The organism is Enterobacter sp. RHBSTW-00593, from assembly GCF_013784105.1.
Lineage (GTDB): Bacteria > Pseudomonadota > Gammaproteobacteria > Enterobacterales > Enterobacteriaceae > Enterobacter > Enterobacter ludwigii.
In genome coordinates this window covers 1168037-1192139 of sequence record NZ_CP056393.1, presented here as the reverse complement: position 1 = coordinate 1192139, position 24103 = coordinate 1168037, and the positions used below count along the sequence as shown (strand labels likewise).

The 24103-nt window shown below is 50.0% G+C and carries 25 protein-coding genes; 13 read left to right on the top strand and 12 right to left on the bottom strand.

From position 1 onward, the window contains the following. Window positions 1-184 precede the first annotated feature (184 nt). A complete protein-coding gene (locus HV242_RS05580) occupies window positions 185-1021 on the top strand; it encodes a MipA/OmpV family protein (RefSeq protein ID WP_050737418.1) in 837 nt (278 codons plus the stop codon). A gap of 153 nt (window positions 1022-1174) precedes the next feature. Here the strand turns inward: HV242_RS05580 and HV242_RS05575 are convergent, their stop codons facing one another. The 3 genes from HV242_RS05575 to HV242_RS05565 form a co-directional block, all read right to left on the bottom strand. Then, window positions 1175-1492 carry a YebG family protein gene (locus HV242_RS05575; RefSeq protein WP_044868194.1) on the bottom strand — a complete coding sequence of 106 codons (318 nt, stop codon included), beginning with the start codon at window positions 1490-1492 and terminating at the stop codon, window positions 1175-1177. 76 nt (window positions 1493-1568) lie between these two features. Next, entirely contained in the window at window positions 1569-3356 is a 1788-nt protein-coding gene (locus tag HV242_RS05570; protein WP_047357066.1) for a hybrid sensor histidine kinase/response regulator, read from the bottom strand. Then, window positions 3353-3985 carry a LuxR C-terminal-related transcriptional regulator gene (locus tag HV242_RS05565; protein WP_040016872.1) on the bottom strand — a complete coding sequence of 211 codons (633 nt, stop codon included), beginning with the start codon at window positions 3983-3985 and terminating at the stop codon, window positions 3353-3355. The genes HV242_RS05570 and HV242_RS05565 overlap by 4 nt, the downstream gene beginning before the upstream one ends. Window positions 3986-4160: 175 nt before the next feature. On the opposite strand from HV242_RS05565, the gene HV242_RS05560 reads away from it, so the two are divergent. The 4 genes from HV242_RS05560 (at window position 4161) to HV242_RS05545 (ending at window position 9435) form a co-directional block, all read left to right on the top strand. Further along, a complete protein-coding gene (locus HV242_RS05560) occupies window positions 4161-4475 on the top strand; it encodes a lipoprotein (RefSeq protein ID WP_014169014.1) in 315 nt (104 codons plus the stop codon). 116 nt (window positions 4476-4591) lie between these two features. Next, window positions 4592-7609, top strand: coding sequence for an autotransporter outer membrane beta-barrel domain-containing protein (locus HV242_RS05555; protein WP_047357065.1), 3018 nt, complete (start codon window positions 4592-4594; stop codon window positions 7607-7609). A gap of 255 nt (window positions 7610-7864) precedes the next feature. Further along, a complete protein-coding gene (locus HV242_RS05550; RefSeq protein ID WP_044868879.1) occupies window positions 7865-8401 on the top strand; it encodes a GNAT family N-acetyltransferase in 537 nt (178 codons plus the stop codon). A 137-nt stretch (window positions 8402-8538) separates the two neighbouring features. Continuing rightward, entirely contained in the window at window positions 8539-9435 is an 897-nt protein-coding gene (locus HV242_RS05545) for a PhzF family phenazine biosynthesis protein (protein WP_050737419.1), read from the top strand. Window positions 9436-9639: 204 nt separating this feature from the next. On the opposite strand, the gene HV242_RS05540 is transcribed toward HV242_RS05545, so the two are convergent. Next, on the bottom strand, window positions 9640-11220 hold the full coding sequence (locus HV242_RS05540; protein WP_050737420.1) for a phosphoethanolamine transferase: 1581 nt from the start codon (window positions 11218-11220) through the stop codon (window positions 9640-9642). 581 nt (window positions 11221-11801) lie between these two features. Beyond that, a complete protein-coding gene (locus HV242_RS05535) occupies window positions 11802-12128 on the bottom strand; it encodes a winged helix-turn-helix transcriptional regulator (protein ID WP_014169010.1) in 327 nt (108 codons plus the stop codon). 89 nt (window positions 12129-12217) lie between these two features. Here HV242_RS05535 and HV242_RS05530 point away from each other — a divergent pair, with 89 nt between their 5' ends. Both HV242_RS05530 and HV242_RS05525 read left to right on the top strand, forming a co-directional pair. Beyond that, the gene (locus tag HV242_RS05530; protein ID WP_050737421.1) at window positions 12218-12544 is read left to right on the top strand and encodes a nuclear transport factor 2 family protein; all 327 of its coding nucleotides are present in this window, start codon (window positions 12218-12220) and stop codon (window positions 12542-12544) included. Beyond that, window positions 12544-13323, top strand: coding sequence for an SDR family oxidoreductase (locus HV242_RS05525; RefSeq protein ID WP_181616915.1), 780 nt, complete (start codon window positions 12544-12546; stop codon window positions 13321-13323). Before HV242_RS05530 ends, HV242_RS05525 begins: the two co-directional genes overlap by 1 nt. A 332-nt stretch (window positions 13324-13655) precedes the next feature. Here HV242_RS05525 and gstA read toward each other — a convergent pair whose 3' ends face one another. Continuing rightward, window positions 13656-14261: a glutathione transferase GstA gene (gene gstA, locus HV242_RS05520; protein ID WP_044867640.1), complete on the bottom strand. Its 606-nt coding sequence runs from the start codon at window positions 14259-14261 to the stop codon at window positions 13656-13658. A gap of 128 nt (window positions 14262-14389) precedes the next feature. Here gstA and HV242_RS05515 point away from each other — a divergent pair, with 128 nt between their 5' ends. From HV242_RS05515 to HV242_RS05505, 3 genes are all read left to right on the top strand, one after another. Then, window positions 14390-15265 (top strand): LysR family transcriptional regulator, encoded by an 876-nt coding sequence (locus HV242_RS05515; protein WP_032677603.1) that lies wholly within the window; start codon window positions 14390-14392, stop codon window positions 15263-15265. A gap of 228 nt (window positions 15266-15493) precedes the next feature. After that, window positions 15494-15751, top strand: coding sequence for a hypothetical protein (locus HV242_RS05510; protein ID WP_044867641.1), 258 nt, complete (start codon window positions 15494-15496; stop codon window positions 15749-15751). A gap of 238 nt (window positions 15752-15989) precedes the next feature. Further along, a complete protein-coding gene (locus HV242_RS05505; RefSeq protein WP_044867642.1) occupies window positions 15990-16865 on the top strand; it encodes an AraC family transcriptional regulator in 876 nt (291 codons plus the stop codon). 320 nt (window positions 16866-17185) lie between these two features. Here HV242_RS05505 and HV242_RS05500 read toward each other — a convergent pair whose 3' ends face one another. Beyond that, window positions 17186-17485 (bottom strand): DUF6966 domain-containing protein, encoded by a 300-nt coding sequence (locus HV242_RS05500; RefSeq protein ID WP_044867644.1) that lies wholly within the window; start codon window positions 17483-17485, stop codon window positions 17186-17188. Between the two features lie 218 nt (window positions 17486-17703). Further along, window positions 17704-18381 carry a DUF1963 domain-containing protein gene (locus HV242_RS05495; protein WP_050737422.1) on the bottom strand — a complete coding sequence of 226 codons (678 nt, stop codon included), beginning with the start codon at window positions 18379-18381 and terminating at the stop codon, window positions 17704-17706. Between the two features lie 347 nt (window positions 18382-18728). On the opposite strand from HV242_RS05495, the gene HV242_RS05490 reads away from it, so the two are divergent. Next, on the top strand, window positions 18729-19040 hold the full coding sequence (locus HV242_RS05490) for a hypothetical protein (RefSeq protein WP_025204747.1): 312 nt from the start codon (window positions 18729-18731) through the stop codon (window positions 19038-19040). A 167-nt stretch (window positions 19041-19207) separates the two neighbouring features. Here the strand turns inward: HV242_RS05490 and HV242_RS05485 are convergent, their stop codons facing one another. From HV242_RS05485 to HV242_RS05470, 4 genes are all read right to left on the bottom strand, one after another. After that, a complete protein-coding gene (locus HV242_RS05485; RefSeq protein WP_050737479.1) occupies window positions 19208-19951 on the bottom strand; it encodes an SDR family oxidoreductase in 744 nt (247 codons plus the stop codon). Between the two features lie 170 nt (window positions 19952-20121). Then, window positions 20122-20604 carry a glutathione peroxidase gene (locus HV242_RS05480; RefSeq protein ID WP_049023152.1) on the bottom strand — a complete coding sequence of 161 codons (483 nt, stop codon included), beginning with the start codon at window positions 20602-20604 and terminating at the stop codon, window positions 20122-20124. Between the two features lie 117 nt (window positions 20605-20721). Next, complete coding sequence (locus tag HV242_RS05475; protein WP_044859032.1) at window positions 20722-21021, bottom strand: AzlD family protein; 300 nt, start codon at window positions 21019-21021, stop codon at window positions 20722-20724. Continuing rightward, window positions 21014-21769 carry an AzlC family ABC transporter permease gene (locus HV242_RS05470; RefSeq protein ID WP_080471934.1) on the bottom strand — a complete coding sequence of 252 codons (756 nt, stop codon included), beginning with the start codon at window positions 21767-21769 and terminating at the stop codon, window positions 21014-21016. The genes HV242_RS05475 and HV242_RS05470 overlap by 8 nt, the downstream gene beginning before the upstream one ends. Before the next feature lie 102 nt (window positions 21770-21871). On the opposite strand from HV242_RS05470, the gene HV242_RS05465 reads away from it, so the two are divergent. Continuing rightward, entirely contained in the window at window positions 21872-23251 is a 1380-nt protein-coding gene (locus tag HV242_RS05465) for an aminotransferase-like domain-containing protein (RefSeq protein WP_050737423.1), read from the top strand. A gap of 330 nt (window positions 23252-23581) precedes the next feature. Further along, the gene (locus tag HV242_RS05460) at window positions 23582-24058 is read left to right on the top strand and encodes an RrF2 family transcriptional regulator (protein ID WP_020885097.1); all 477 of its coding nucleotides are present in this window, start codon (window positions 23582-23584) and stop codon (window positions 24056-24058) included. The last annotated feature ends 45 nt before the right edge of the window (window positions 24059-24103 follow it).

Here is a 24103-nt window from a genome sequence, read left to right as displayed (position 1 = left end):
GAATGAAGAACGTCTTAAGAAAAAAACGGTTTCGATAAATCTATCAGGTTTACTGCAGCGGTACTTGCTTCAGCGTTTCTTCATTTTCGGCTCATAAGAACCTTAGGGTGCGTATTCAAACTGAGAAAACTGGCGTGAATAACCGCTTGTATCGTCATCATTTGAATCCACAAGGACTTCTTTAATGAGAAACATCGCACTGCGTCATCAGTTTCCTCCTTTGCTCCTGCCTCGAAGTCTGAAAAAAATAGTGCCGGGAGTCGTTCTGGCGTTTCTGACCACCCCGACACTGGCGGCAGAACAGAACCAGGGTAACGTGTTGACCCTGGGGGGAGGTGTGGATATTGCGCCACGCTATTCTGGTTCGGATAAAAGCCGCGCCACTACAGCATTAGTGCTTGATTACTCCATGGCAAATGGCGTCTTTATCAGCACCACGCGGGGTATCGGTTACGGTAACAGTGTCGGTAAACTGGAGTACAACGCTGCGCTGAGCTACCGCGCTGGTCGCAAGGATCGTGACGTGAACAGCGATTCAATAAGCTCCGGCAGTGACGACTTGCGGGGTATGGGTGACGTCAAAGGCTCGGCCATCATTGTGCCCGGACTGGGGTATAAGGTGACCGACTGGCTGAGTGTGCAATTGCAGGCTGAAGTGCCGGTTTCTGAAAGAAACAACGGTGAGGCCCTGCACTTCGGTATTATCAGCCCGCTTTATACATCACCGAAAAATTCCCTGACGCTGGCCCTGACCACCAGTTGGGGATCCAGCAAATACATGCAGACTTACTACGGGGTGAATGCCGCACAGTCAGCAGCATCGGGGTTTTCCCGACATGATACTGGATCCGGTATTTATGCTTATTCGCTGAATGTGGACTGGACCCACAAGCTCACCCCGGACTGGAGCGTAGCTGTCGCAACAGGTGTTACGCAGTTGACGGGAGATGCAGGCAATAGCCCCATTGTTCAACGAAAAACATCGCCCACGGGAAGTTTGAAAATGACGTACAGCTTCTGATCGTGATGGGATGAGTGCTTCCCGACGACTTCTCTCTCTGAACTCTCAATAAATATGTATTCGTCCCGCCCCTGTCAGATAACGGGGCGGCACTCAACACGCCCTGATGACCCCCTGACTCGGGGCATCAGAATCGATGATGCACTCTGGCGATCAGGCAGCTTTAACGGCTCTGATTTTTTTACTGCCAGCCGCATCTGGCTCGGGGTTATCTGTGGCAGTGGCGGCATTGAAATCGGGAAGCTTGCTGGTACGCAGAATATGCTGCACGGCCTCTTTCTGCTCGGCGAGATACAGCCCAAGATTTTCAGCCTGCGTTTCATCCATCTGCATGCCGCTTTGCAACAGCCAGTCGGTGAACGCTTCTGCCATGTCGAGCAGTTTGTCGTGAGCGTCAGCCTCTTTTTTACTGGCAAATGTCATTTTCTCTTCACCTTTTCGTACGACAACATATTTTGTTTCAACAGCCATTATGCACCTCTCATACTGTATTTATATACAGTATAGCATTTCCAGAATTGTGTTGCAGTCAAATTGTACTTTCGTTTTAGCCCGAGCCTGCAGACCACTGTGTCAGTAGCGCATGCAGTTTGGCTGGCTCCAGCGGCTTACGCAACACCAGGTAGCCTTCCTGCTCCGCTTCCAGCAGAACCGGCGAGTTAAACTCCCCGCTGACCATCGCGCCGCTCATGTCGGGCAGACGTTCGAAAAGTGCTTTCAGGATGTCGAACCCGCTTTCGCCGGATCGCAGGCGCTGGTCGCACAGTACAGCAAATGGCGTGAAACCGTCGTCAATGATGGCAAAAGCGTCTTCGGCCGAGGCCGCGCAGCGCACGTTAATCCCCCAGAGGCTCATCAGGCTCTCCCAGGCGGACGTCACCAGCGGATCGTCGTCAACGACCAGGCAGGAGCCATGCAGTGGCGCATAGCGTACTGGGGAAGCGATGTTGTCACCGGCGAGCAGTGGATCCACCGCTTTCACGTCACCCGTGTATTGCGTAAAGCGCATCCAGAAGCGTGAACCTTTGCCTTCAATGGAGTGCATTCCATACTTCACGTTCATCAGCTTGGCACAGCGGGCAACCACCGCCAGGCCCAGCCCGTGCCCTGCGCTGTCGATCTTCCATGCCAGCTCGGGGCGGTAGTAAGGCGAGAAGATTTTGCTTTTTTCGTCGTCGGCGATCCCCACCCCGGTGTCCCATACTTCCACCAGACACTCGGCACCGCGCGGACGGATGGCAACCAGCACACCGCCCTGTTGCGTATAGCGAAGGGCATTTTGTATCAGGTTAATCAAGGACTGACGTACCAGCAGCGGGTCCCCCATCACGAAGAGGCGACGTTTGGGCCGCCAGATTCGCAGCCGCAGTGCGCGACTGTTGGCCTCTTCGCGAAACAGGGTGATCACCGAGTCGAGAAGCGTGCCGATGTCCACGCGTGTAGGGGCGGTCATCACATTGCCAGATTCAATTTTGCTGAGATCGAGCAGGGAATTGAACATCAGGTGCACCGAACGAACGCTCTGTTGCAGGTCAAGCAGCTGTGGCGTCAGGCTGTCGTCCTGGTTTCTGTGGATAATGGCTTCGATCAAAAAGCCCATGGCATGCACTGGCTGGCGCAGATCGTGGCTGGCGGTCGTCAGGAACTGATTTTTATCGAGCAACGCCTGTTCCGCTTCTTCTTTGGCCTGCCGGAACTGCTCCGCCAGGCGTGAGCTTTGCTCTTCCAGCAGTGCTTGCTGGATAAAGAACGCGTGGGACGTTAACGCATGGCGGTAGATTGCGAAGCCGTACAGCAGATTCAGCATCAGCACGATGAACATCAGGTCATACAGTCGCAGGATGATACCGAGAGTCAGAACCCCCCAGGAGGCAAAGAAAAACCGTGTGAAGGTGCTGATGACCGGCGTCAGATGTGTCGCATTGGCAGCGACAATAGCGGCAATGCTGATATTAAGGAGCAGGAAAAAGTCAAAATTCTGCGTCTGCGGGGTAATTAAATAGAGTGATGAAATCCCCAGCCCGTGAAAAAAGGCCACCTTATTAATGCGCGGAAGCCAGCGGCGCAGGACGGCCTCATCATCATTTTCTTTAACCTCTTGCTGATAGCGCCGATGCACTATTCGGATCGCCACAGCACAGAGCAAGTAAATTATTATCCAGGTAATGGTTGGACCCAGATCGTCCCCCAGCAAATGGATCCAGATAGCGAAAGGAATGCCGACAAAAGGCACAGCGCTAAAGCTGAATACCAGCCGCAGAAATGTATTATTCAGCAGGCGAATTTGCGCGGGGGGAGAGATGCCATCGTTCTGTGAACCCTGGAAAAACCTCATTCCGACGGCTCCCGTTTGCCATGCAGTAGCGTGATGGCTTCCACCCGACTGTTAACGCCTATCTTTTTCAGAATATTGCTGATGTGTTCTTTTACCGTGGGCTCAGAAATAGAAAGCTGGGCGGCAATTCTTTTATTTGGCAGGCCGCGCATAATCATATTCAAAACATCAATTTGCCGCGGCGTTAAGTTAAATTTACTTAACTGCTCATTATTCGTCTTAACGGCACATTCGTTTGCACAAGGAAACCATGTCAGATTATCCGCCAGGGCAAAAACGGCCCGTGAGAATAATTCAGGAGGTTCGCTTTTCAATACGAAACCGTGTCCTCCTGCCGTATGCACTTTCTGCCAGATATCGTTATTTTCATCCCCACTGACGACCAGGAGGCGCACCTGAGGGTAACGTTGTTTCACTTCTTTGAGTAATTTCAACGCCGTACCGGAAGATAGCCAAAAATCGATTACCAGTAAACGTGGCGGGCCATTTTCCCTAATATGACGGTAGCAATCTTCTTCATTCGTCACGACATACGCCTGTTTGAACCGGCAATGTGTAATCAGAAAATTGGCGATGCCGCTTGCTACCAATGGATGATCATCAACGACCAACGCATAATTCTGCCCCAAAGGAATCTCCTTTCACCTTCGCGTATCTGAGAGTACAGATGAATTATTATCGACCCACCCTACTTTAGGAGGGTTTTTTCAATTAGGAAAGAGAAATATATTACCCGCTGATTTGGGTAATAGAAAACATAAATACAATCAGTGATTTTAACTGGTTGGATATAAAGGATAATTTATGAAAAGACCACTAATCGCTTTAACCGTTACGTTGATGCTAGCCGGTTGTTCCACCCTGAAAACCGATCAGGCTATTCCACTGCTGCAGGCGGAAACCGCTAAAATGCTGGGGCTGGGCTCATCGGACGAAATAACGGTGACCAACGTGAATGGTGCCCAACCGGATGCGTTGGGCGGGCAAAAACTTTCTTATCGCGCCACGACAGAAAAAGGGCGAATTTTCGATTGCTCATCAATGATGATGCCTGGAATTTTAGGATCTGCGCCGACGCTAAGCGCGCCGACCTGTACGCCGGTTGTCACGCATAAATAATTTTCTCAATACTAAAAGGCGTACAAATAATAACGCCTTTTAAATTTCCCGACACATTTGAGTTTCATATAAAAACGATTTTCCAGACATCATGCTAATGAGTACGGAGATAGCCCGTGAATAACTCTACATCGCATTCTTTAGCGGTCAAGACACCGCTTTCCAGACTTTACCTCGCTCTATTTTCCGCACCGCTGTTGATGCTCTCCCCTGCCGATTTCGCTCGCGCAGCGGATGCCATTTTTGACGGCGACGCGCGTGTTACCGAATCTTTAGGTTACACCGGCGATGTTTACGTCGGCCGTAACCAACGCGGAAACCTGCTGATCGATAATGGCAAAATCACTGCCTATAACATCAATATCGGTCGACTGTTCAACGGCCAAATTTATGAAAGCGTGGTCACGGTCCGCGGACCAAACGCTGAGCTGAACGCGGTTAACGATCAGTACATTTTGCGTGGTGGCCTGAATCTTGGCCTGGGCACCCTGCGAGTCGAAGACGGTGCGCTGGCCAGCGCGAAGGAGATCGTGGTCGGTACCACCCGTGGCTACGACAGCCACCTTATCGCTACGGGCGCCGGTTCACGCGTCGTCAGTAATTTTCTCAGCGTTGGCACTGACCTGGGAGCCCGTTCCACGCTGGCGATTGAAAACGGTGCGACGCTCAACACCACCTACGATGCCCGTATAGGCAATGGTTCCGGCCCAGATGAAACCGACAAGCTGAGCCCAAAAGCCACCGTCACGGGATCCGGTTCGCAATGGAATGTTGGCCGTACGCTCACGCTTTATGGCGATCTGGACGTGCTCAACGGCGGAGCGGTTAGCGTGGGCAACATTCAGGTGGCGGGCGTCTCTGGCGCACGTAAAACCGCCGAGCTGGTTATCGCGGGCGAGGGCTCGCGTTTTACCAGTGCCAGCAGCGTTAGCGTTGGCGATTACGGCAATGGCGTACTGTCGGTCATGGACGGCGGTGCATTTTCCGCAGGCGGTAATGAGCTGGTAGTGGGGATGACGGGTTCCGGCTCGAACCGGGGCGCGCTGATAATCGGCAGCCGCGGCAATATGGACTCCGGCACCGGTTTAACGGAGCCGACCCTCGGCGCGGCGGGCGGCGCGGGCACTCTTGATGCGAAGACGGCAATCAGCCTTCGGGGTGGGTTATTCGGCAGCTATGTCTACTTCAACCATACCGACGGAAATTACGTTTTCAGCAACAAGATGAGCGGCGAAGGTGAAGTGATCAATACCTCCGGCCAGACCACGCTGAACGGCGATCTTTCAGGGCTCAAGGCGAACGTGACCGCGCGCGGTGGAAAAGTCATTATTGCCAGCAATATCAACACCCAACCCGAAGACGATATTTTTGATGTGCAGACGCTTAGCGCCGAGAACGGCGGCACGCTCATCCTCAACGCGACGGCGGGATCGGAGGTCAGTAACGGACAAGGTTACAGCAGCGCCGCATCGATCAAAGCCGGCGGCACGCTGGGCGGTGACGGCACGCTGGGCCAGACAGAGATCCTCTCCGGCGGCCATATCTCGCCCGGTGATGGCACTATCGGCACGCTGACGCTGAAGCGCTACCTGAACTTTGTGGGTGAATCGTTCTATGACGTTGATATCGCCGGTGACGGCCGCAGCGATCAGTTACTGGTGTCTGGCAAAACGACCATCAGCGATCAGGCTAAAGTACAGGTTACCGCACTGGATCCGCAGACCAGCTACAAAACGGGCCAAAGCTATCGCATTCTAACCTCCGAGGGGGGAATTGACGGCCAGTTCGCCGGGGCCATCTCCAAATCCGCCTTCCTGGACGTGGCACTGAAACAGAGCACCGACGCTGTCGATCTCACCATCGCGCAGAAAGAGACCGGCGGAGAGAATCCTGGGGGTGAAAACCCGGGTGGTGAGAATCCGGGCGGTGAGAACCCAGGGGGTGAAAATCCGGGTGGTGAAAACCCTGGCGGTGAGAATCCAGGCGGCGAGAATCCAGGAAGCGGTAAACCGGGTATTTTCCAGACGGTAGCCAACACCAGCAACCAGTGGAATACCGCCGGCGCGCTTTCCACGCTGACACAAAACGGCCCTTCCCTGGCGCTCTATAACTCTCTGCTGGTACTCAGCGCACCGCAAGCGCGCGAGGCGTTCAACCAGCTGTCAGGTGAAGTTTACCCGTCGGTACAGTCTAACCTGATCGCCGGCAGCACTCAGCTGTTCAACGTACTGAACCAGCGCATGCAGCGCGCGTTCGATAATGACAGTCTGCCGATACCGCCGTTAGCGATGTCGCTGGTACAACAGCCGGAGCAACAAAATAACGGCGTATGGGGCCAGACCTTCAGTTCCTGGAGCAGAACGCGCGACAACGGTAACGCAGGCAAGCTGGACGGCAACACCACCGGCTTCCTGCTGGGCGCGGATCGCAAGTTGGCTGACCATAACGTACGTGTCGGGGGGTACTTTGGTTATAGCCGTGGTGATTACGACGTTGATAGCCGCCATTCATCCACGGATACCGATAACTATCACCTTGGCCTGTATGCCGCAGGGCAACAGAATGCGTTCTCACTGCGCGGCGCGCTGGGTTACACCTGGCACAAGATTGAAGGCGAGCGCAACGTTGATTTCAGTGGTTTCTCGGACCGCCTGAAGTCAGATTACGACGCCAACTCGCTGCTGGCGTTTACCGAGGCGGGCTACCGTTTTGGCCAGCCGGCGATGAATGTTGAACCGTTTATCAACCTGTCCTGGATTCGACTGCATACCGACAGTTTCAGGGAAGATGGCGGTGCCGCCGCGCTGAGCGTGCGTAATGAAACGATGAACACCTTCTACTCCACGCTCGGGATGCGCGGTGTCACCGAGCTGCCGAAAAACGTTAACCTGTATGGTTCGTTGGGCTGGCAGCACGCCTACGGGGATAAAAACACCTCATCGCGGATGGCATTTGCCGGCAGTGACGCGTTCATCACCCAGGGCCAGGCCGTTGATGAGGACGTGATGGTGGGCGATATCGGCGTCAGCGTACAGCTGTCGCGCGCTGCGACGCTGGATGTCGGTTATCAGGGGCAACTCGGTCAAGACACCCGCATCAATTCGGTCAACGCTAACCTGCGCTGGTCGTTCTGATTACCCTTTTCAGCATTTATACAGACCCGCGTACTGCGGGTCTTTTTTTGTCCGTATTCTGTCCATCGCAAACTGATATCTGGTGAGGCTGACCTGTGCCCATTGGTTAACACACCAGGGTATTCGTCGTGTGCGTTTCGCCACGACAGCACACAATCGGATCTGTCGAATTACGTCAAAACACATATATGCTTAAATCAGAGAACATCAATTAATGAAAGACATATTCCCGTCAACACATATCAGGAGGTCTGTTTGCGAATTGAAACAACTCGATTGTGCCTTCGCCCGGTAATGGCATCAGACGTAGCGGATCTCTACAGAATTTATGGTGATCCGGCGACGAACACGTTTAACCCCGCAGGCCCCTACCCGGATATTGATCATGCAAAAACGGTTCTCAATCGCTGGCTCGCCCACTGGCAAACTCACAGCTTTGGTAGCTTCGCCATATCGCTTCTTGGCTCTCCTGAAAAAATCATCGGATTTGGTGGTCTGAGCATCCGTAGCTATGGCGATTGTGTGATTAACAATCTTGGGTATCGGTTATCGACAGATGCCTGGGGAAAAGGCCTGGCGACAGAATTTGCTACACGCGCGGTAAGGTATGGTTTTGATGATATGCAACTCACCGAGATCTCAGCCGTTGTTAGAGCTAACCATCTGGCATCACAGAACGTTCTTGAAAAAACGGGACTGAGATATGTCAGAGATATACATGATATTAAAGACGCACCGCCGAGCCTTTTGTATTCACTCACCTTAACGGAGTGGATGAACAAAATCAGGTAAACATCACCTTCCGTCGTTAAGGTGAAAAATACGCATACAGGTAAATGCCAGTGGGTTATGTTTTCACGTGAGCGTATATTAAAACGACAAACTCGTTGAGTATAAATTCATTTTAAGGCACGGAAGTTGAGGTCCTGGTGAGAAGACGTTATGTGATTGCAGATGTGTTTACTGATAAACCGTTTTGCGGTAACCCGGTAGCTGTCGTTCTGGATGCCGAGGGATTGACCACTGAGCAAATGCAGCTGCTCGCGTTAGAATTTGGCTACAGTGAAACAACGTTTGTTTTACCTCCTGAAGAACCATCACATACGGCTTGGGTACGGATTTTTACCCCGACGCGTGAAATCCCTTTCGCTGGTCATCCCAATATTGGGACTGCTTTTGTCCTGGCGTATCAGGCTGAACTGAATGGCGAATCGCTACCTGAAACGCTGATATTCGAAGAAGCCGCCGGGCGGGTACCTGTCAGGATTATCAGAGAAAATGCAAAGGTCACGGGTGCAGAGCTTCTTGTTCCGCAAGCTTTATCCTGCCATTCAGAAGTCAGTCCAGAAAACGTGGCGGCCTGCCTCTCTCTTGAAGCCAGTGATATACGCACTGAAACGCATATGCCTGTCGTCGCCTCTGTTGGCCTGCCTTTTTTGATTGTCGAACTCGCGACCCGAAATGCGCTTCGCTGTTGCGTACCCAATTTGCAGGGGTTCCGGGCTATTTTGCCCCTCGACGGTGCGGTGTCCATTTACGCCTATACGCTGGAAACGGATCCTGAAGACCCATGTGATTTGCAGGCCCGGATGTTTACGCCACGCATGACCGAAGATCCGGCAACAGGCAGCGCGACTGGCGCAGTGACAGCCCTGCTGGCCCAGCTTCGCAATAAAAAAGAGCTCTCTCTTCGCGTAAGCCAGGGCGTTGATATGGGGCGCGCCAGCATATTATTTTCAGGCTATGACGGCACTGCAGAAATCCCGTCAGTTCGGGTAGGAGGAAAAAGCGTTATTGTCATGGAAGGTTCATTTACATTGTCCTGACGGCCGCGGTGAATGAGGTGCGGACGTCGCAATTTTTATCACACCCGGTGAAGATTGACTCAGAGCATAGTGTATAAATCAATGGAGAGTTGGTCATAAATATTGAGAGTACGAGCCAGTACCTCTTCAGGCCTGGCTCCCATAGTCATGAATTTTTTTCAGTCAATCGGCAGAATAATTTTTAACTAAGAATCATCGTTTCTATTACTTTATATCCGTCCAATTAAATTTCTTACCCGTTGTATCCTTAATTACAATCGGTTTTTGATAGTCCTGTAGCCACTTTTGCAAGCTAACGATATCATTTTCAACCCGATGTATTCCGAGCCATAATTCGGATAGGGTATTCGCATCATCGGTAGACCATGGTGTATCGTAGTCTCCGATCAACTTATTCTTTCTTTTAACTTTAGGGCTATACCAAATGAAAGTTGGGACAGATAACGCTTCCCGGGGGGGATTAGCCCCCGCATGATAATATACCACTGAACGTGAAGGATCGCGTATTAAGGCATGGTCAGAAAAGTAAAATACAGAAGAGCGTGTATTTGAAAGTTGGTTAAAAACTTTCCCCATAACATAATCCGTGAAGCGCACAGAGTTATCATAGCAATCATCATCTTTATTTCCATCTTTAAAGACGGAAGCATCTTTTGGGAAGCGCGCGCAGGCAGGTTCGTGGCTACCATATAGATGTAGCACAATTAATTTCTTACCAGATGTTTTCAGCGTTGATTCAAGTTCTGGGAGCAAAGAGTCATCGAACCCCTGATCAATCCACTGATGGTGTTTGGTTTTCATAGCGATACCTGTAATCACATTATTATATGCGCCCCCTTTTCCCTGGTGGCTAAACCAGTACGTATCGTACCCGGCTTTGTTCGCTATACTAATAATATTGTCACTGTACTTAGCGGGATCTGCTTCCTGTACTGAATCAGCAGTGAGCGCAAGTGGCACAGCCATAATGGTCACTGGCGCTGGGCTAATGGCATGCTGGAACAACAGAAGATTTTTCCTTTCTGCTTCCAGTTCAGGAGTCGTGCTTCGCTCATATCCATATATGCTCATATTTGCACTGCGCTCAGACTCCCCAATAATAATTACATAATTATCAATTCCGGTATCTGATAGTGATATTGAATAGTCAGGTGTATTATTATTAATACTGGAGGCAATACTCATATCAGAGATGGCTTGCATAAAGACTGTAGCCGTGCTCAGTGGAGTTGAATTTACAACACGTTGAGCAAGGCTATCAACATTGCTTTTTCGTAATTGATGCAGTATACCCTGTACAGTATAGCCAGTTAACAAAAGCACGAATAATATTGCAGGGTATCGCCTATACTTTAACGGCAGGGTACTTGTGCTACAGTTAATAGTTAAAATAAATAAACACAGCAATCCCATAAAAATTGCACAACTTCTCCAATAAACGCCTAACATTGAAAATGCTTCGCTACCTGTAGTATTTATTACACTTAATGCAAAACCATAGTCAAATTTAGCATTGAAGTGACTCCAGGCATACATCTGAAGAGATAAATCAGCAGCGATTAATGTTAAGGCTATAAAGCCAATAAGGTTTTTTAATATTTTTCTATTGATGCAAAGAAGTGTTAATAACAGAAAAGCAAAAACCAAGGTGCGATTAATGACCAAATTATAACGCGCACCAATAAAATTAACAATAACAACAATGGATACTGAAATTATAAAAAACGCCCCACTTAAAACAAATCTAAAATTATCATAACAAATTTTTTTAAGAGTTAATAACATTTCATAGCACCTAAACCGGCTCGGTTTTTATCCGTTTTATTTAAATATAGAAAATAGTGTGGATCTTGTTTATTATATAATCAGCTGAGCTTGATTAATTAATGCAAATATGCTCCATAAGCTCAAAGCGTTCACAGAATCAGGACGCCTTGTTTAGCTTTCTTGAGGACTTTTAGAATATGATACGCTGCGGGTGCCAGAGTCTATAGTATGCCGGCAATCTTCGGTACTACGAGGATTAGTAGATTTCGATTTTCATACTTCGCTCTTTATCATGCTCCCTACTCCACTCAATGCGTTGTACGTCCGCATAACAGCCTATGAGCAGGGATGCGGCCATGAGGCCATATGCCAATATTCCTCCTTTTCATAATATTGCCCATTATGGGATTGGTTGTGTTCATAATTTAACCCAGACAATATATTCAATAATAGTACCTTGCATTGAATTTAGAATAAGTCGAGAAAAATAATGTCCGCTCCCGGCACAAAGCGGACCAAAATAAGAGCCGTAAGGTCTGCTATCAGCAAGGAATGAACATCAACAATTTTCGACCATAAACAAAAATGTACCCGAGCCCCTAAACCTCGCGTTTTTCCGCCCATTTCAGCATTGCATCGAGAGCCGGACACAGCGCCTGCCCCCACTCAGTGAGCCGATATTCGACTTTCGGTGGAACCTGGGGATATACCCTACGTGACACAATGCCGTCGGCCTCCAGCTGTCGCAGCTGTTGTGCCAGCATCTTCTGCGAAATTTCGGGGATCAGTTTTTCAAAATCAGAATAGCGTTGCACCTTTCCGTCAAAAAGATGAAACAGAATAATGAGTTTCCAGCGACCTTCCAGCATTCGCAGAACTTGTTCCACGCCGCTTGCGGCGGTTTCAGGGCTATATAACTTACTCATAATTCAGTTGCTCACTTTTTTGTGCGTACTTGTCAATTTTATAGTCTATGTTAAAAATTCCCGTACTGTAAATAACGGGAGTAAGGGCCATGTCATTATCTCTACCGCAAGCTATTTCAACCTATTTTGCGATCGGCAATGGTGCCGATATTGCCAGCGTTAAGCGCTGTTTTACCCTCGATGCCGTCGTGTTCGACGAAGGTAAAACCCATCGGGGGCACGCGGCAATCGAAGCGTGGCAACGCGCGGCGCGGGCTGCCTTCGACTATAGCGTTCACCCCATTGAAGTTCTCACTGAAGGCGAGCGGGTAATAGTCACCACGAACGTTGTCGGTAATTTTCCCGGCAGCCCCGTGATGCTTACACATACTTTCGGCCTCGCTGGCGACAAGATTGCGACTCTGGAGATAATCTGATGCTGATGGATCTTGATTTACAGGGCAGACGTGTTCTGGTTACCGCAGGTACCAAAAGGATCGGCAAAGCAGTTGTCCACCTTTTAATACAGCAAGGGGCAACGGTGCTAACCACCGCGCGTCACGAGCCCGCAGAATCTACCGCAGACGCTTTCGTGGCGGCGGATCTGACCACCATCCAGGGATGTAATTTAGTCGTGGACGCCGTTCAGAAACACCTGGGCGGCGTCGATATCATTATCCACGTAGCAGGCGGTTCTACCGCTCCCGGCGGTGGGTTTGCAGCCCTTGGGGAAGAAGAATGGCAACAGGAGCTCAATCTTAATCTGTTGCCTGCGGTACGCTTAGATCGCGCGTTGTTGCCAGGGATGTTGGCGCAACAGGATGGGGTGATCATCCACGTCACCTCTATTCAGCGTGAACTGCCGTTACCGGAATCGACCACCGGATATGCGGCGGCCAAAGCGGCACTGTCGGCGTACAGCAAAAGCCTGTCGAAAGAGGTGTCCCCTAAGGGAATTCGGGTGGTGCGTGTGGCGCCTGGCTGGGTAGAAACCGAAGCATCGGTAGCGATGGCGGAACGACTTGCTCAGCAGGCAGGAACGGACTACGAGGGCGGTAAGCAGATCATCATGAATGCACTCGGTGGAATTCCGCTGGGCCGTCCCTCAAAGCCCATCGAAGTGGCGAACCTCATCGTCTTCCTCGCGTCATCCTGTGCTGCCACTATTACCGGTACGGAATATGTGATCGATGGCGGTACTGTCCCGACGGTATAATTTTATATCTTAAACAGTGCATTATTTTGAGCCTTTACGTTTCCTCACGACAAACGAGTGGCCAGGCGTAACGTCCGCTTAGGGCATAAAGCGGCCTGATATAAGAGCCGCAAGGTCTGACTTGAGGCATAGATGAAGGCAAAAAGTCGCGTGGCGTTGAGTCCATAATGAAACGAAAGCAGCAGTGAATGCCGCCGGGAATGGGTTTCAGCGTCAGCTCATGCTACGGAGCAGAACGCTACGCGCAACTTCAGGCCCGCGTAGAACAAAGGGCAGACGACCTCTTTGCAGACACTCAACATGCTGTGTCCAGCAATAAGCGATTACCTACCCTACTGAGACGCTTCAGCCAGTAATGCAGCCTGTACAGCAGGTCGGGCATTTATTTTTTCCATGTACGCCGGTAGCGCTGGCCAGCGTTCCAGTTGGATTGAGAAGAATTTACACCAACCCAGCACCGTAAAAAGATAGGCATCCGCTACGCTGAAGGATGAGCCAGTCAGAAAAGTGTTTTCGTTGAGCCTCGCCTGGAGTAAATCGAACTGTCGGAAGAGCTTATTCTGAAAAATCGCTTTGATGTCCTCGGGCAGTGCGGGGTTGAACAGCGGTGCCGAGCCAGCGTGTATTTCACTAGTGATAAAGTTTAGCCATTCCTGCAGACGCACCCGAGCCCAACTGTCTGCGCGCGGTGCCAGGCCATATTCTGGTTTAAGATCGGCGAGGTACTGCACAATGGCTGGCCCCTCAGTGAGTATCTGCCCATTATCCAATTCAAGTGCAGCGACATAACCTTTAGGGTTAATGGTGCGGAAGTCGCGACCATCAGCAGTGAGCTTGCTTTTGTTGTTAACCTTCACCAGTTCAAATTCAATTTCCAGTTCGCGCAGCACAATGTGCGGTGATAACGAACAGGCATCCGGGGCGTAATAGAGTTTCATGTTGTCTCCGTTAAATGTGTAAAGCCATCGAGAAATTCGAAGCAATTCTGAACTCACTGTATTTGACGCGTATTTCGCTGTAAAATTAATGATATAGAATCTAACTATTAGCTGAGCTACTGATAATCATGATGAATCTTTTACACTGGCGCCTGCTGGTGGCCGTCGCCGATGCCGGCAACATCTCGCGCGCCGCAGAAGAGATAGGAATGACTCAGTCAGGTGCCAGCCAGGCCATCGCCCAGCTCGAAGCTTCGCTTGGATTTCCGGTATTTACGCGTGAGCGACGGTATATCGGTATTACCGCGCTGGGTGAGCAGGTTATTGAAAATGCACGAAACATGCTTTTGCAGCTGAATGCCATTCGCATACTGGCTGATAAGAGCCGAGACTTACACCGAGGGCGCATTCGCCTGGCCAGTTTTCCCTCAGTGACATCCACATTGTTGCCAGGGCTTCTGCGCGACGTTAAGCGCCTGCACCCGGGTATTGAAATCGTTGTCCTGGAAGGCTCGGACGAGGAAGTCGAGGAGTGGCTTGCCGCTGATACCGTAGAACTTGGGGTGGTCATGAATCCCGGCCCCGGGCGTGCAGAGGTTATATTAGGACAGGATGCATGGGTCGCGGTAATACCAGCTAAACATCAGCTGGCACATCATGCCAGGGCTTATGGCATAACGCTAAAGGCGCTGGCAGACCAGCCCTTTATTCTGGCGACAGGCGGATGTGTCGTTAATGGAAAAAGCCTGATGGAAATGGCTGGTTTGCAACTTTCTGATATACGCGTGACAGTACGCGACTGGATTAGCGCCTGTAAGCTGGTCGGGGAAGAGATGGGCGTCGCCCTTGTACCTGAATCAGCCCTGCCGGAGACGCTGCGCAACCTGTGCGTGGCGCCTTTGACGCCTGCTATACACCGGGAATTTGGGCTGGTTTGTTCGTCATCTGGAGCGTCTTCTGATGCAACGCAGACGCTACTTAATGCGCTACGTAAGCGAAGATGAGCCAGCTGGTGTTATTCAATTCAGCGCCTTGTTAAATGTCCGCTTGTGGCACGAAGCGGACGAACTGACTGAGCAAAAGGTCCGCTATGAGCAATCAGCAGACGTTCATAATTAAGTCGCCATAGATCTTGCTCACAATGTCGTGTATCAATCAACTGGGAACAGGTCAAACTATATCAAAACTGTTAGTGATACAGTGGTATGCGAATATTTCAGAGACTAATCAGTATGAAGATTGTTTTTATCCCTGCGTTGATCATAGTCCTGATTGATAAAGAACAGGGCATGGGACGTGAATTGACCCGCGATGAGGTTGAGTCCATCCGCGATGACGCTACAGCCATCCGCCTGCCGGCCGAAGCAGCCGAGGATATAATCAGAGAGCGTGGCTACCGCGATATTGATCCAGAGAATGTCTGGCGCGAGTGGCAGGCGTATAAAGCTGACAGAATGTCGATGGGAACACGCTGCTTTAGTGGCACATGAAAATTGTGCACTTACACGGATGCGTTTACTCCGCGCCTGACGTGGAGCTGAGGAGCAACTTTGAGCGAACAGTGGAAGTTCGGCATGCATATTGACATCGAGAGTCTTGAGCAATGGGGAGCAAGTCAAAGGTTCGAAAGATAGCCACCTGGAAATGCTCTCCTTTGTACGTCATTGAGCAAGATCGGTCAGGCAAACTGAATCGCCTTCGAGCATATTAAGCAGCACGGAGGAAGTCATGTGTGATAATAAAACTGATAGTTACGCCAGACGCTTTAAACAGGTCTTTGATTATATTGACCACCATCTCGATGACGCTTTATTACTGGAAAAACTGAGTGAAGTGGCTCACTTCTCGCCATTTCATTTCCATCGTCAGTTTTGTAGTTATTGTGGGATGCCACCTGGCCGTTACATCCAGATGATGCGCTTAAAACGCGCATCTTATCGACTGGCTTTTAATCCGTTAGAGAAAATCACTGATATCGCGTACGACGCCGGTTTCCAGCATTCTGAATCATTTAGCCGTGCTTTCAGACAAATGTTCGGTCTATCACCGACGCAATTCCGCCAGCAGCCCCCCTGGGTGGATTGGCATAAGCGCATATCCGAACCTTACAAAGCCAGGAGACAAACCATGCAAAGCCAGGTCAGGATCATTACTTTCCCCGCGACGTCAGTCGCAATGCTGACACATTATGGACAACCGGAGCGAATAAACGAAACGGCGGCTCGCTTTATTGAATGGCGAAAAACCACGGGTTTTTCACCGGTTGCCAGTAGCCAGACATACGGTATTGCACCACACGATCCAACCTTAACGCCGCCGGATGAATTTGAGTTCCATATTTGCGGAACCGTCACGTCACCCATTATTGAAGACAATCGCTTCGGGGTGATAAATAGTGACATTCCGGCTGGTCGCTGTGCGGTGTTACGTCATCAGGGATCGCATGATGCGTTAACCGAGTTGGCTAAGTCTCTGTATCGTGACTGGTTGCCAGAGAGCGGAGAGGAACTTCGCGACTTCCCGCTTTTCTTTCATTACCACAACTTTGTGCATGAGGTAGCAGAACATGAATTACTCACGGATATCTTTTTGCCGTTAAAATGAGCTGATTCAGGGTTATTGTTTATCGTTGACCTGCTCCCCATCGATTAAAACAGTGATATTTGCAACGTCCGCTTCTGGCACAAAGCGACCAAACTAATTGATCAGAAGGTCCACTACGAGCGAGGAGCGGACCTTAGTGCTGTCCGCCGATTGGTCATGTTTCGGCGAGCCGAGTGGTAATTCAGCTGGCTGCATAGTCATGCATCCGGATATATTTTACCGGGCGCGTTTCCAGTCGTTTTCCGGGTCAATACATAGCAGTTTTATCTTTTCTCATCGTAAGCGTCGCCAGTAACTCAAAGGCGCTACCGGTAACGACGTTAGGGTAAATCTCCTGCTTTTAACAAGCCGATTGCATGGTCAAGTTGCTTATAGAGTTTGTGTCTCAAATCATCTAACTCGTCATTTTCTCGAATTAGAGGTATTCCATTTTTATGGAGAACAATATCGTTAAATGACCCCATCCCGCCGTAGAGTTTTTTCAATGAGTAAATGGATGACTCACAATCAACATCGAGTTCGATGGCCAGTTTTTCAAATGTTTTTGCCCATGAACCCTCCTCATTTGAGGATAGTATTTTAATGATGTCAGTTACTGTTTTCTTTATTTCATTTTTCATTTCAAACCACTACTTCCAAGTATCTTAACGTCAGGTATTTTCCACGGTGCAGGTACTACAACTTGCTCAGAGCCACCGGAAAAAAGGTCTGTTTGATAGTGTAGTGGCTCATTAAATTTTGTCCTTCGAACAGAGGAGACCGCGTCCGCTCCTGGCACAAAGCGGCCAAACTAACGGAGCAGAAGGTCCGCTGTGAGCGATGAGAGGACGTTGAGTTTCTAGTAAAACTGACATGAAAACGTCCAAAGTCCCTCTGGGGATTTGTGAAAGTAGCCGATACCATTGTCCGCCCACATCCAGTTTACTTTTTCTTCTGACCCCACTTGAAAGACAAAATCTTGAATCCCCACACCATGTTGTATCTCCATTGGATATCCTCCAACCTTGGTTCCCCTGTACCGGTTAAAACCATCATAGAATCTATCACTTGCATCCTCATCATCGTTTACGTCAGACAAGTCAATAATATCCCAAGCATCCTCCCATCCTGGAGCATCATCATTGACACTCACCCACCGAACCGGAAATGCTCGATATGGAGTGTTAATTGCAGGCAATAACTCAAGCCCATCAAGGGTGGCGTATTCTCGTATTAGCCACCCCTCGCCATGAGGTTTATCAAATGGATGGCTTTCCATATTATGATAAAGCACTAAGAGCGCGATCCCCTTCAGTTGTTCAGGAATCACGGGAAGCTCATCTACGCGAATCTGGAGAAGCGGAAACATCGGCTGCCCCTTCCAAACTGGCAACCCTTCACCTGGAAGAGCGACTCCTTTTAAAAACCAGGATGTAATTGGGTCTGCTGTAGGGCGGAAACCACCGACTTGTGCCACAGATGCAGTACGTAATTTGGATCTGAGTTCTTCTAAAACTAACGCACTCTTGGATTTCATAATTGCATCCTTGCGTATGCCCATACTCTTGGATTCTGAAATGGAGGAGTTTTTATTATATATCGTAATTATTACCCAACAGACCTAAATATTTCTGTGCTTCCTCTTCAGAATAGTAACGGAGGTCCGCTTCTTGCACAAAGCGGACCGACATAAAAGCCGTACGATCAGCTACGAGCAAAAAACGGAAGTGACCTAACTTTATCGTGGTCATGAGATTCAGTCTGAAGCAAGGTGAAGAATGTCCGATAAACCGATGTGCGAGAAAGCGTTCTACGTTAATCACACCATGAGGTGCTTTCTGATGATATGGTTATACCCTCACCATCCTTAAAGAGAGAACACTAATGATTGTAAGGACCTGGCATGGATGTGTTCCGCTTGAACATGCGGAAGGTTTTGCAAAACACCTTGAAAAAACAGGGGTAGAGCATTCCAGGAGCATATCGGGGAACAAAGGCGCGTTCGTTCGCAGAGAAACGCAGGGAAGTTGGGAGCATTTCTTTCTGGCAACTTACTGGCAGGATCTGCAGTCAGTGAAGGCATTTGCTGGAGAAAACTATCATGTGGCAGTCACTTACCCGGATGATGAAGAATTCAAGCTACTTTCTGACCCTTACGTTTTCCAGCATGTTGTTGAGGCAATTTCACCACTTTAATGTCAACTTCCGGGTATCCTGTCGGTATCCCTGAATTGTCATAATCCCTGATTTGCCATAACCCCCATATTGACTCAACGCATCCACTTAAGGCACAGAGCAGCCTGTTTCATCTGGTATCAACATGCTGCTCCGTGCGAAGACTGTTCTGTTTAACATCACCCAATTTAGACCCTATCACTCAGGTCTTCGCGGGTTGGACCTTGAAAGTAGAGGCAACTTATATGGCAACTACGCGGTTGAGCCAACACAAAACGAATCGCTTCCCAGACCGATCGCCCGTTCAAGAGCCGCTCTCCCATTCTGCATTGACTATCGACACTCGAATCTAACCCTGTAAGTTCGAAATCAGGAGGGTACAGTCCGGTAACCCGTATATTTTCTTCGGACAATTGCTGAGCGAGTTTTGTTGTAAATCCGCTGAGCCCATGTTTGCTGGCGAAAAAAGCGGGGTGCGCAATTGAATCCGTGAAATTCGGGATCCCGCAGGAAGAGATAATTGAGACGATATCAGCACTGTCTGAACGTCTTAATCCAGGCAGCAGAGCCTGCGTCAGAAGAATCGACGCTGTCAGGCCGGAACTGACGGTATTAATAATGTCGGTATCTGGCTGGTCGTCTAACGTTCCTGACAACCATTGGGCAGCATTGAGAATTAAAATATCTATGGGCTTGTCTGAAGTTAATAGCTGTGAAGAAAACGCAGAAACGGATTCAGGCCGGGTTAAATCACAGATATACCCTTTTGCCATACCGCCTTCAGCAGTGATAAGACTGCAGGTTTGTTGAATATCATCAGCCCGCCGCGCGCAAAAATCTACCTCAACGCCTTCCCGCGCCAGCCATACGCACAGCGCCTGACCAAATCCCCTGCCCCCACCCGTAATAACCGCTCTTTTGCCTCTCAGCATCTCCATACGTCCTTTCATTAATGGATATGTTTATGGAGATATAGCATGAGGAGAGGGAGTGACATCTTTCCGTGAGTGCTATTTTAGATGCGGACATGGCGTCTGCGATGCGCGATAAACGCCCCCTGCAATGAATACCCCCTGAGTTCAGGCCATCATGACCACAATACTTAGCGTTCAAGCGCAGTAAGGATTGCGGCTTCCATTTTCTCGGGGGTGGTGATCGGCGCAAAACGCTTGAGCGGTTTACCGTCGCGTCCGATCAGGAACTTGGTGAAGTTCCACTTGATTCGTCCCCCCAGCACGCCGGGCAATTCGTTTTTCAGATAGCGAAACACCGGATGCGCTGCGCCTCCGTTGACCTCGATTTTCTCAAATATCGGGAAGCTCACACCGTAATGAACGTGACAGGTCCTGGCGATGTCGTCGGCATCGCCGGGCTCCTGTTTACCGAACTGGTTGCAGGGGAACCCAAGCACCACCAGCCCCTGGGCGGCGTATTTCTTATAAAGCGCCTCAAGGCCGCCGTATTGTGGCGTGAAGCCACATTGGCTGGCGGTATTCACGACCAGCACCACCTTGCCAGCGAAGTCGAGCATAGCGACAGGCTCTCCATCCAGGCGGGTGGCTGTCAGTTGATAAAACGTGGTCATAGCGGGATCCTCAACGCAGAACCTGTTCGACGCCAACATTACCACGTCGCGCACAGCGGCGGGGAATGAAACGTGGGAAGTCGGTTCTGTTTCTGGTTGCGCGGCAGGTCTGGAAACTTACCCTAAATAATAGCGAAGTATAAAGGCAAACATCACGCCGGAGATCACCGTCACCGGCATTGAAAAGCGCATTGCAACAATCAACGTTAACCCTAACGCGATCAGATCTGCGGGATTTCCGGAGGCAAAAAAAGGCGCAATGAAAGCCAGCATGACACAACCGGGAGAGGATTTAAGTACCGTCATCGCCCTGGGCGTAAGCACCCGGTTTCGTAATATAAGATAAGCGGTCACACGCGTTGCATACGTGGTGAGTGCCATTAATACGATGGCGATGAAGGTCTGATAATCAGGCATCCTCTCCCCCTAAAAATGCGGCAACGGCTAATCCTGCTAAAGGGCCAGCAATGACGTACCACAGGCCGGCAATAAAATGACATACCGCCACGGAGACGACCAGACTGACTATCCAGGGCACAGCTTTACGAATGCCATTCCACATGCCTCTGACTAGCACAAGAAAGACCGCCGGAAAGGCCATATCAAAACCATACTGGTGAACATCGCCCAGCACCGGGCCAATTAACGCGCCAAGTGCGGTACAGAAAACCCACATCGTATAGAAAGATAAAGAGACCGCCATATAATACGGCATGCTGAACAGCGGCACCGTTTTGTTATTTCTGGAATGCGCGTCATTATAACTGAGTGCCCAACTCTCATCCGTCATAAAAAAAAGCGCAGGTAAGACCTTTCGTTTTGGAAAACGAGAAAGTAAGGGAACCAGCGTCGCCCCCATTAAAATATGACGACTGTTTACCAGTAATGTTACGGCCATAATAAGTAAAAAAGGTGGCGGCGACGTCCAGATTTGTATGGCGGCAAATTCAGACCCGCCGGCAAAATTTAATCCTGTCATCAAGGGAACGTCGAGAGGCGTGAGCCCCTTATGGCTTGCCTGCGCACCCAACACCAGCGCAAACGGGATCACGCCCAGTAATACGGGTAACCCATCTTTCAGGCCACGAAGGATTTCTTTTTTCTTCGTTTCACTCTTATCCAGTAATGGTCTGGCAGAACTGACATCCACACGTTGTTCACTCATGCGTTTCGCTCATTTCGTCTATTTCAAATACTGGCGCCAGAATAAAAGATGTGACACTATCAGTAAATATAAATAGTGTCACATTACACTTATGGTAATCACATGCGCGAACGTTCTCCGTGGCAACCCCATCTTGCAGAAGGCAATTCATCCCCTACCGATCGGCTGGTGCAGGCGTTGTCAGACGATATTCTTTCAGGCCTGCTGAGGCTCGGCGCGCGCCTTCCGGCACATCGTGAACTGGCAGATACGCTCGGTATCGCGGTGGGTACTGTAACGAAAGCCTATGGGATCCTGGAGAGACGGGGTCTGGTTCGAAGCGTTAAGGGCAGCGGAATGTTTGTCGCGCTGGCCAATTCCAGAAGCCGAACCTTCATCGACCTGTCGCAAAACACCCCGCCGGCAGCACTGACCTCCCGGTCACTGAGTAAGACACTCACCACCCTCGCCCGGCGTCCTGACATGGATATGTTTAACACTTACGCCCCGGCAACGGGCCATGATGAACACCGGCGGCTTCTTGCGCAGTGGTTCAGTCGTCTGGGTGTCCCGGCAGATTACCAGCGTCTCATCTTAACGAACGGTGCTCAGCATGCGCTCTCTGTAGCGTTGTCTACGGTCTGTGAACCTTTTGGCCGACTGTACGTTGAGGCTCAAACCTATTCAGGGCTGATTCAGCTGTCGCATTTACTGAAGCTCACATTAGTGGGGATCCCGATGGATGACGAAGGCATGGATGTCTCTGTTCTGGAAAAGATCCTCGATGAAAATGCGGAAAAAGGCGGTGCTGTCTATGTCACGCCGCTCTTACAAAGTCCGTCCACACGCATTATGAGCCTGGCCCGCCGTCAGGAACTGGTTCGGGTTTGTCGGGAAAGGGGCATAAAGATTATTGAGGATGATGTTTATCGGCTGATGAGCACGACAGAATTGCCACAGATTGCCAAAATAGCCCCCGATATCACCTTATATGTGAATAGTTTATCTAAGATCCTTAATCCAGCATTGCGGATTGGCGGGCTGCTGGTACCGGAGGCGCTGTATTCACGAGCAGAATCCATGCTGAGGGCAACAGCGATGATGGTCTCTCCGCTAAGCAGCTCCATCATGGAGCAATGGCTGATTGATGGCACAGCAGAAACCGTCACCCTCGCAATTGAACACGAAACCCGGCGTCGTTACCAACTCGCTATCGACATTTTAGGGGAGCACGTTTATCGCTCGGGGCTGCCCAGCTTTCATCTCTGGTTACCGTTTTCTCGCGATGACGCGCACTCGTTCTACAATGCAGCGCTGGCGACAGGCATCAAAGTGACAGCACCGGCCTCAACTGAAGTGGGTCAACAGTCGGATCAGTACGGCGTCAGGTTGTGTATTGGCGGAACGGAGTTCAGCCAGTTAAAGCAAGCACTCTTGAAACTCAACGAGATTGCCGGGCAACTCAAACAGAAACCAGACCCGTTCCCGCTTTTTAATGTATGAATGACAGGATAGGTCTGACTCCTGTTTCTTCTGGCGAGGATAATGTCATTCCCTTTATGTGCTCAAAAAATCAGCGGCGATTCGATCAGCATTTTTTCATAATATTTTTATCAGTCACCATGATGAAATAGACGATGCTTATACAATCGGTAATGCGTATGGATGGGTCTTATGCTGCCATTCGACGCGAAGCGTAAACGCTTTTTTACGGGCCAGGTCAGGCGTTGTCTGCTTCAAAAAAATTGCCGTATTTGTTATATTGTTACTTATTGATTATTCACCTCTGCGGTGCCAAAAAGAACAAGATTCACCGCAACCCAGGACAATGAAATGTTAGATTACCGCTTCCCGACAGCTTTGCAGATGGTTCTCAGCGTAGCGATGGCGGAGCAATCGGGTGAACGTTCGACGAGTGCGATTCTGGCCTACGGACTGGAAGCGAATCCGAGCTTTATCCGCAAGTTGATGGTTCCGCTTACGCGTGACGGCATTATCGTCTCAACCCTTGGCCGTAACGGTTCTATTCATCTTGGTCGTCCGGCGGATAAGATCACCCTGCGTGATATCTATGTTTCTGTCATAGAAGATAAAAAGCTGTGGGCGTCGCGTCCTGACGTACCGGCTCGCTGCGTCGTCAGCGCCAACGCGTGCTGGTACTTTAAATCTATCGCCGATGAAGCGGAGCAGGCTTCGCTAGAGGTTCTGGCTCAACATACCGTGGCCAGCGCGCTGGAAAAGGTCAAAAAAGCCGATACCAGCGGGTGCGATCCGGTGCCTGAAATTGAAGGCCTGCATAAAAAAGCGTAGTCATGCCCTTCCTGATACGAAAAAAAACCGCCTTAACGAGAAGGC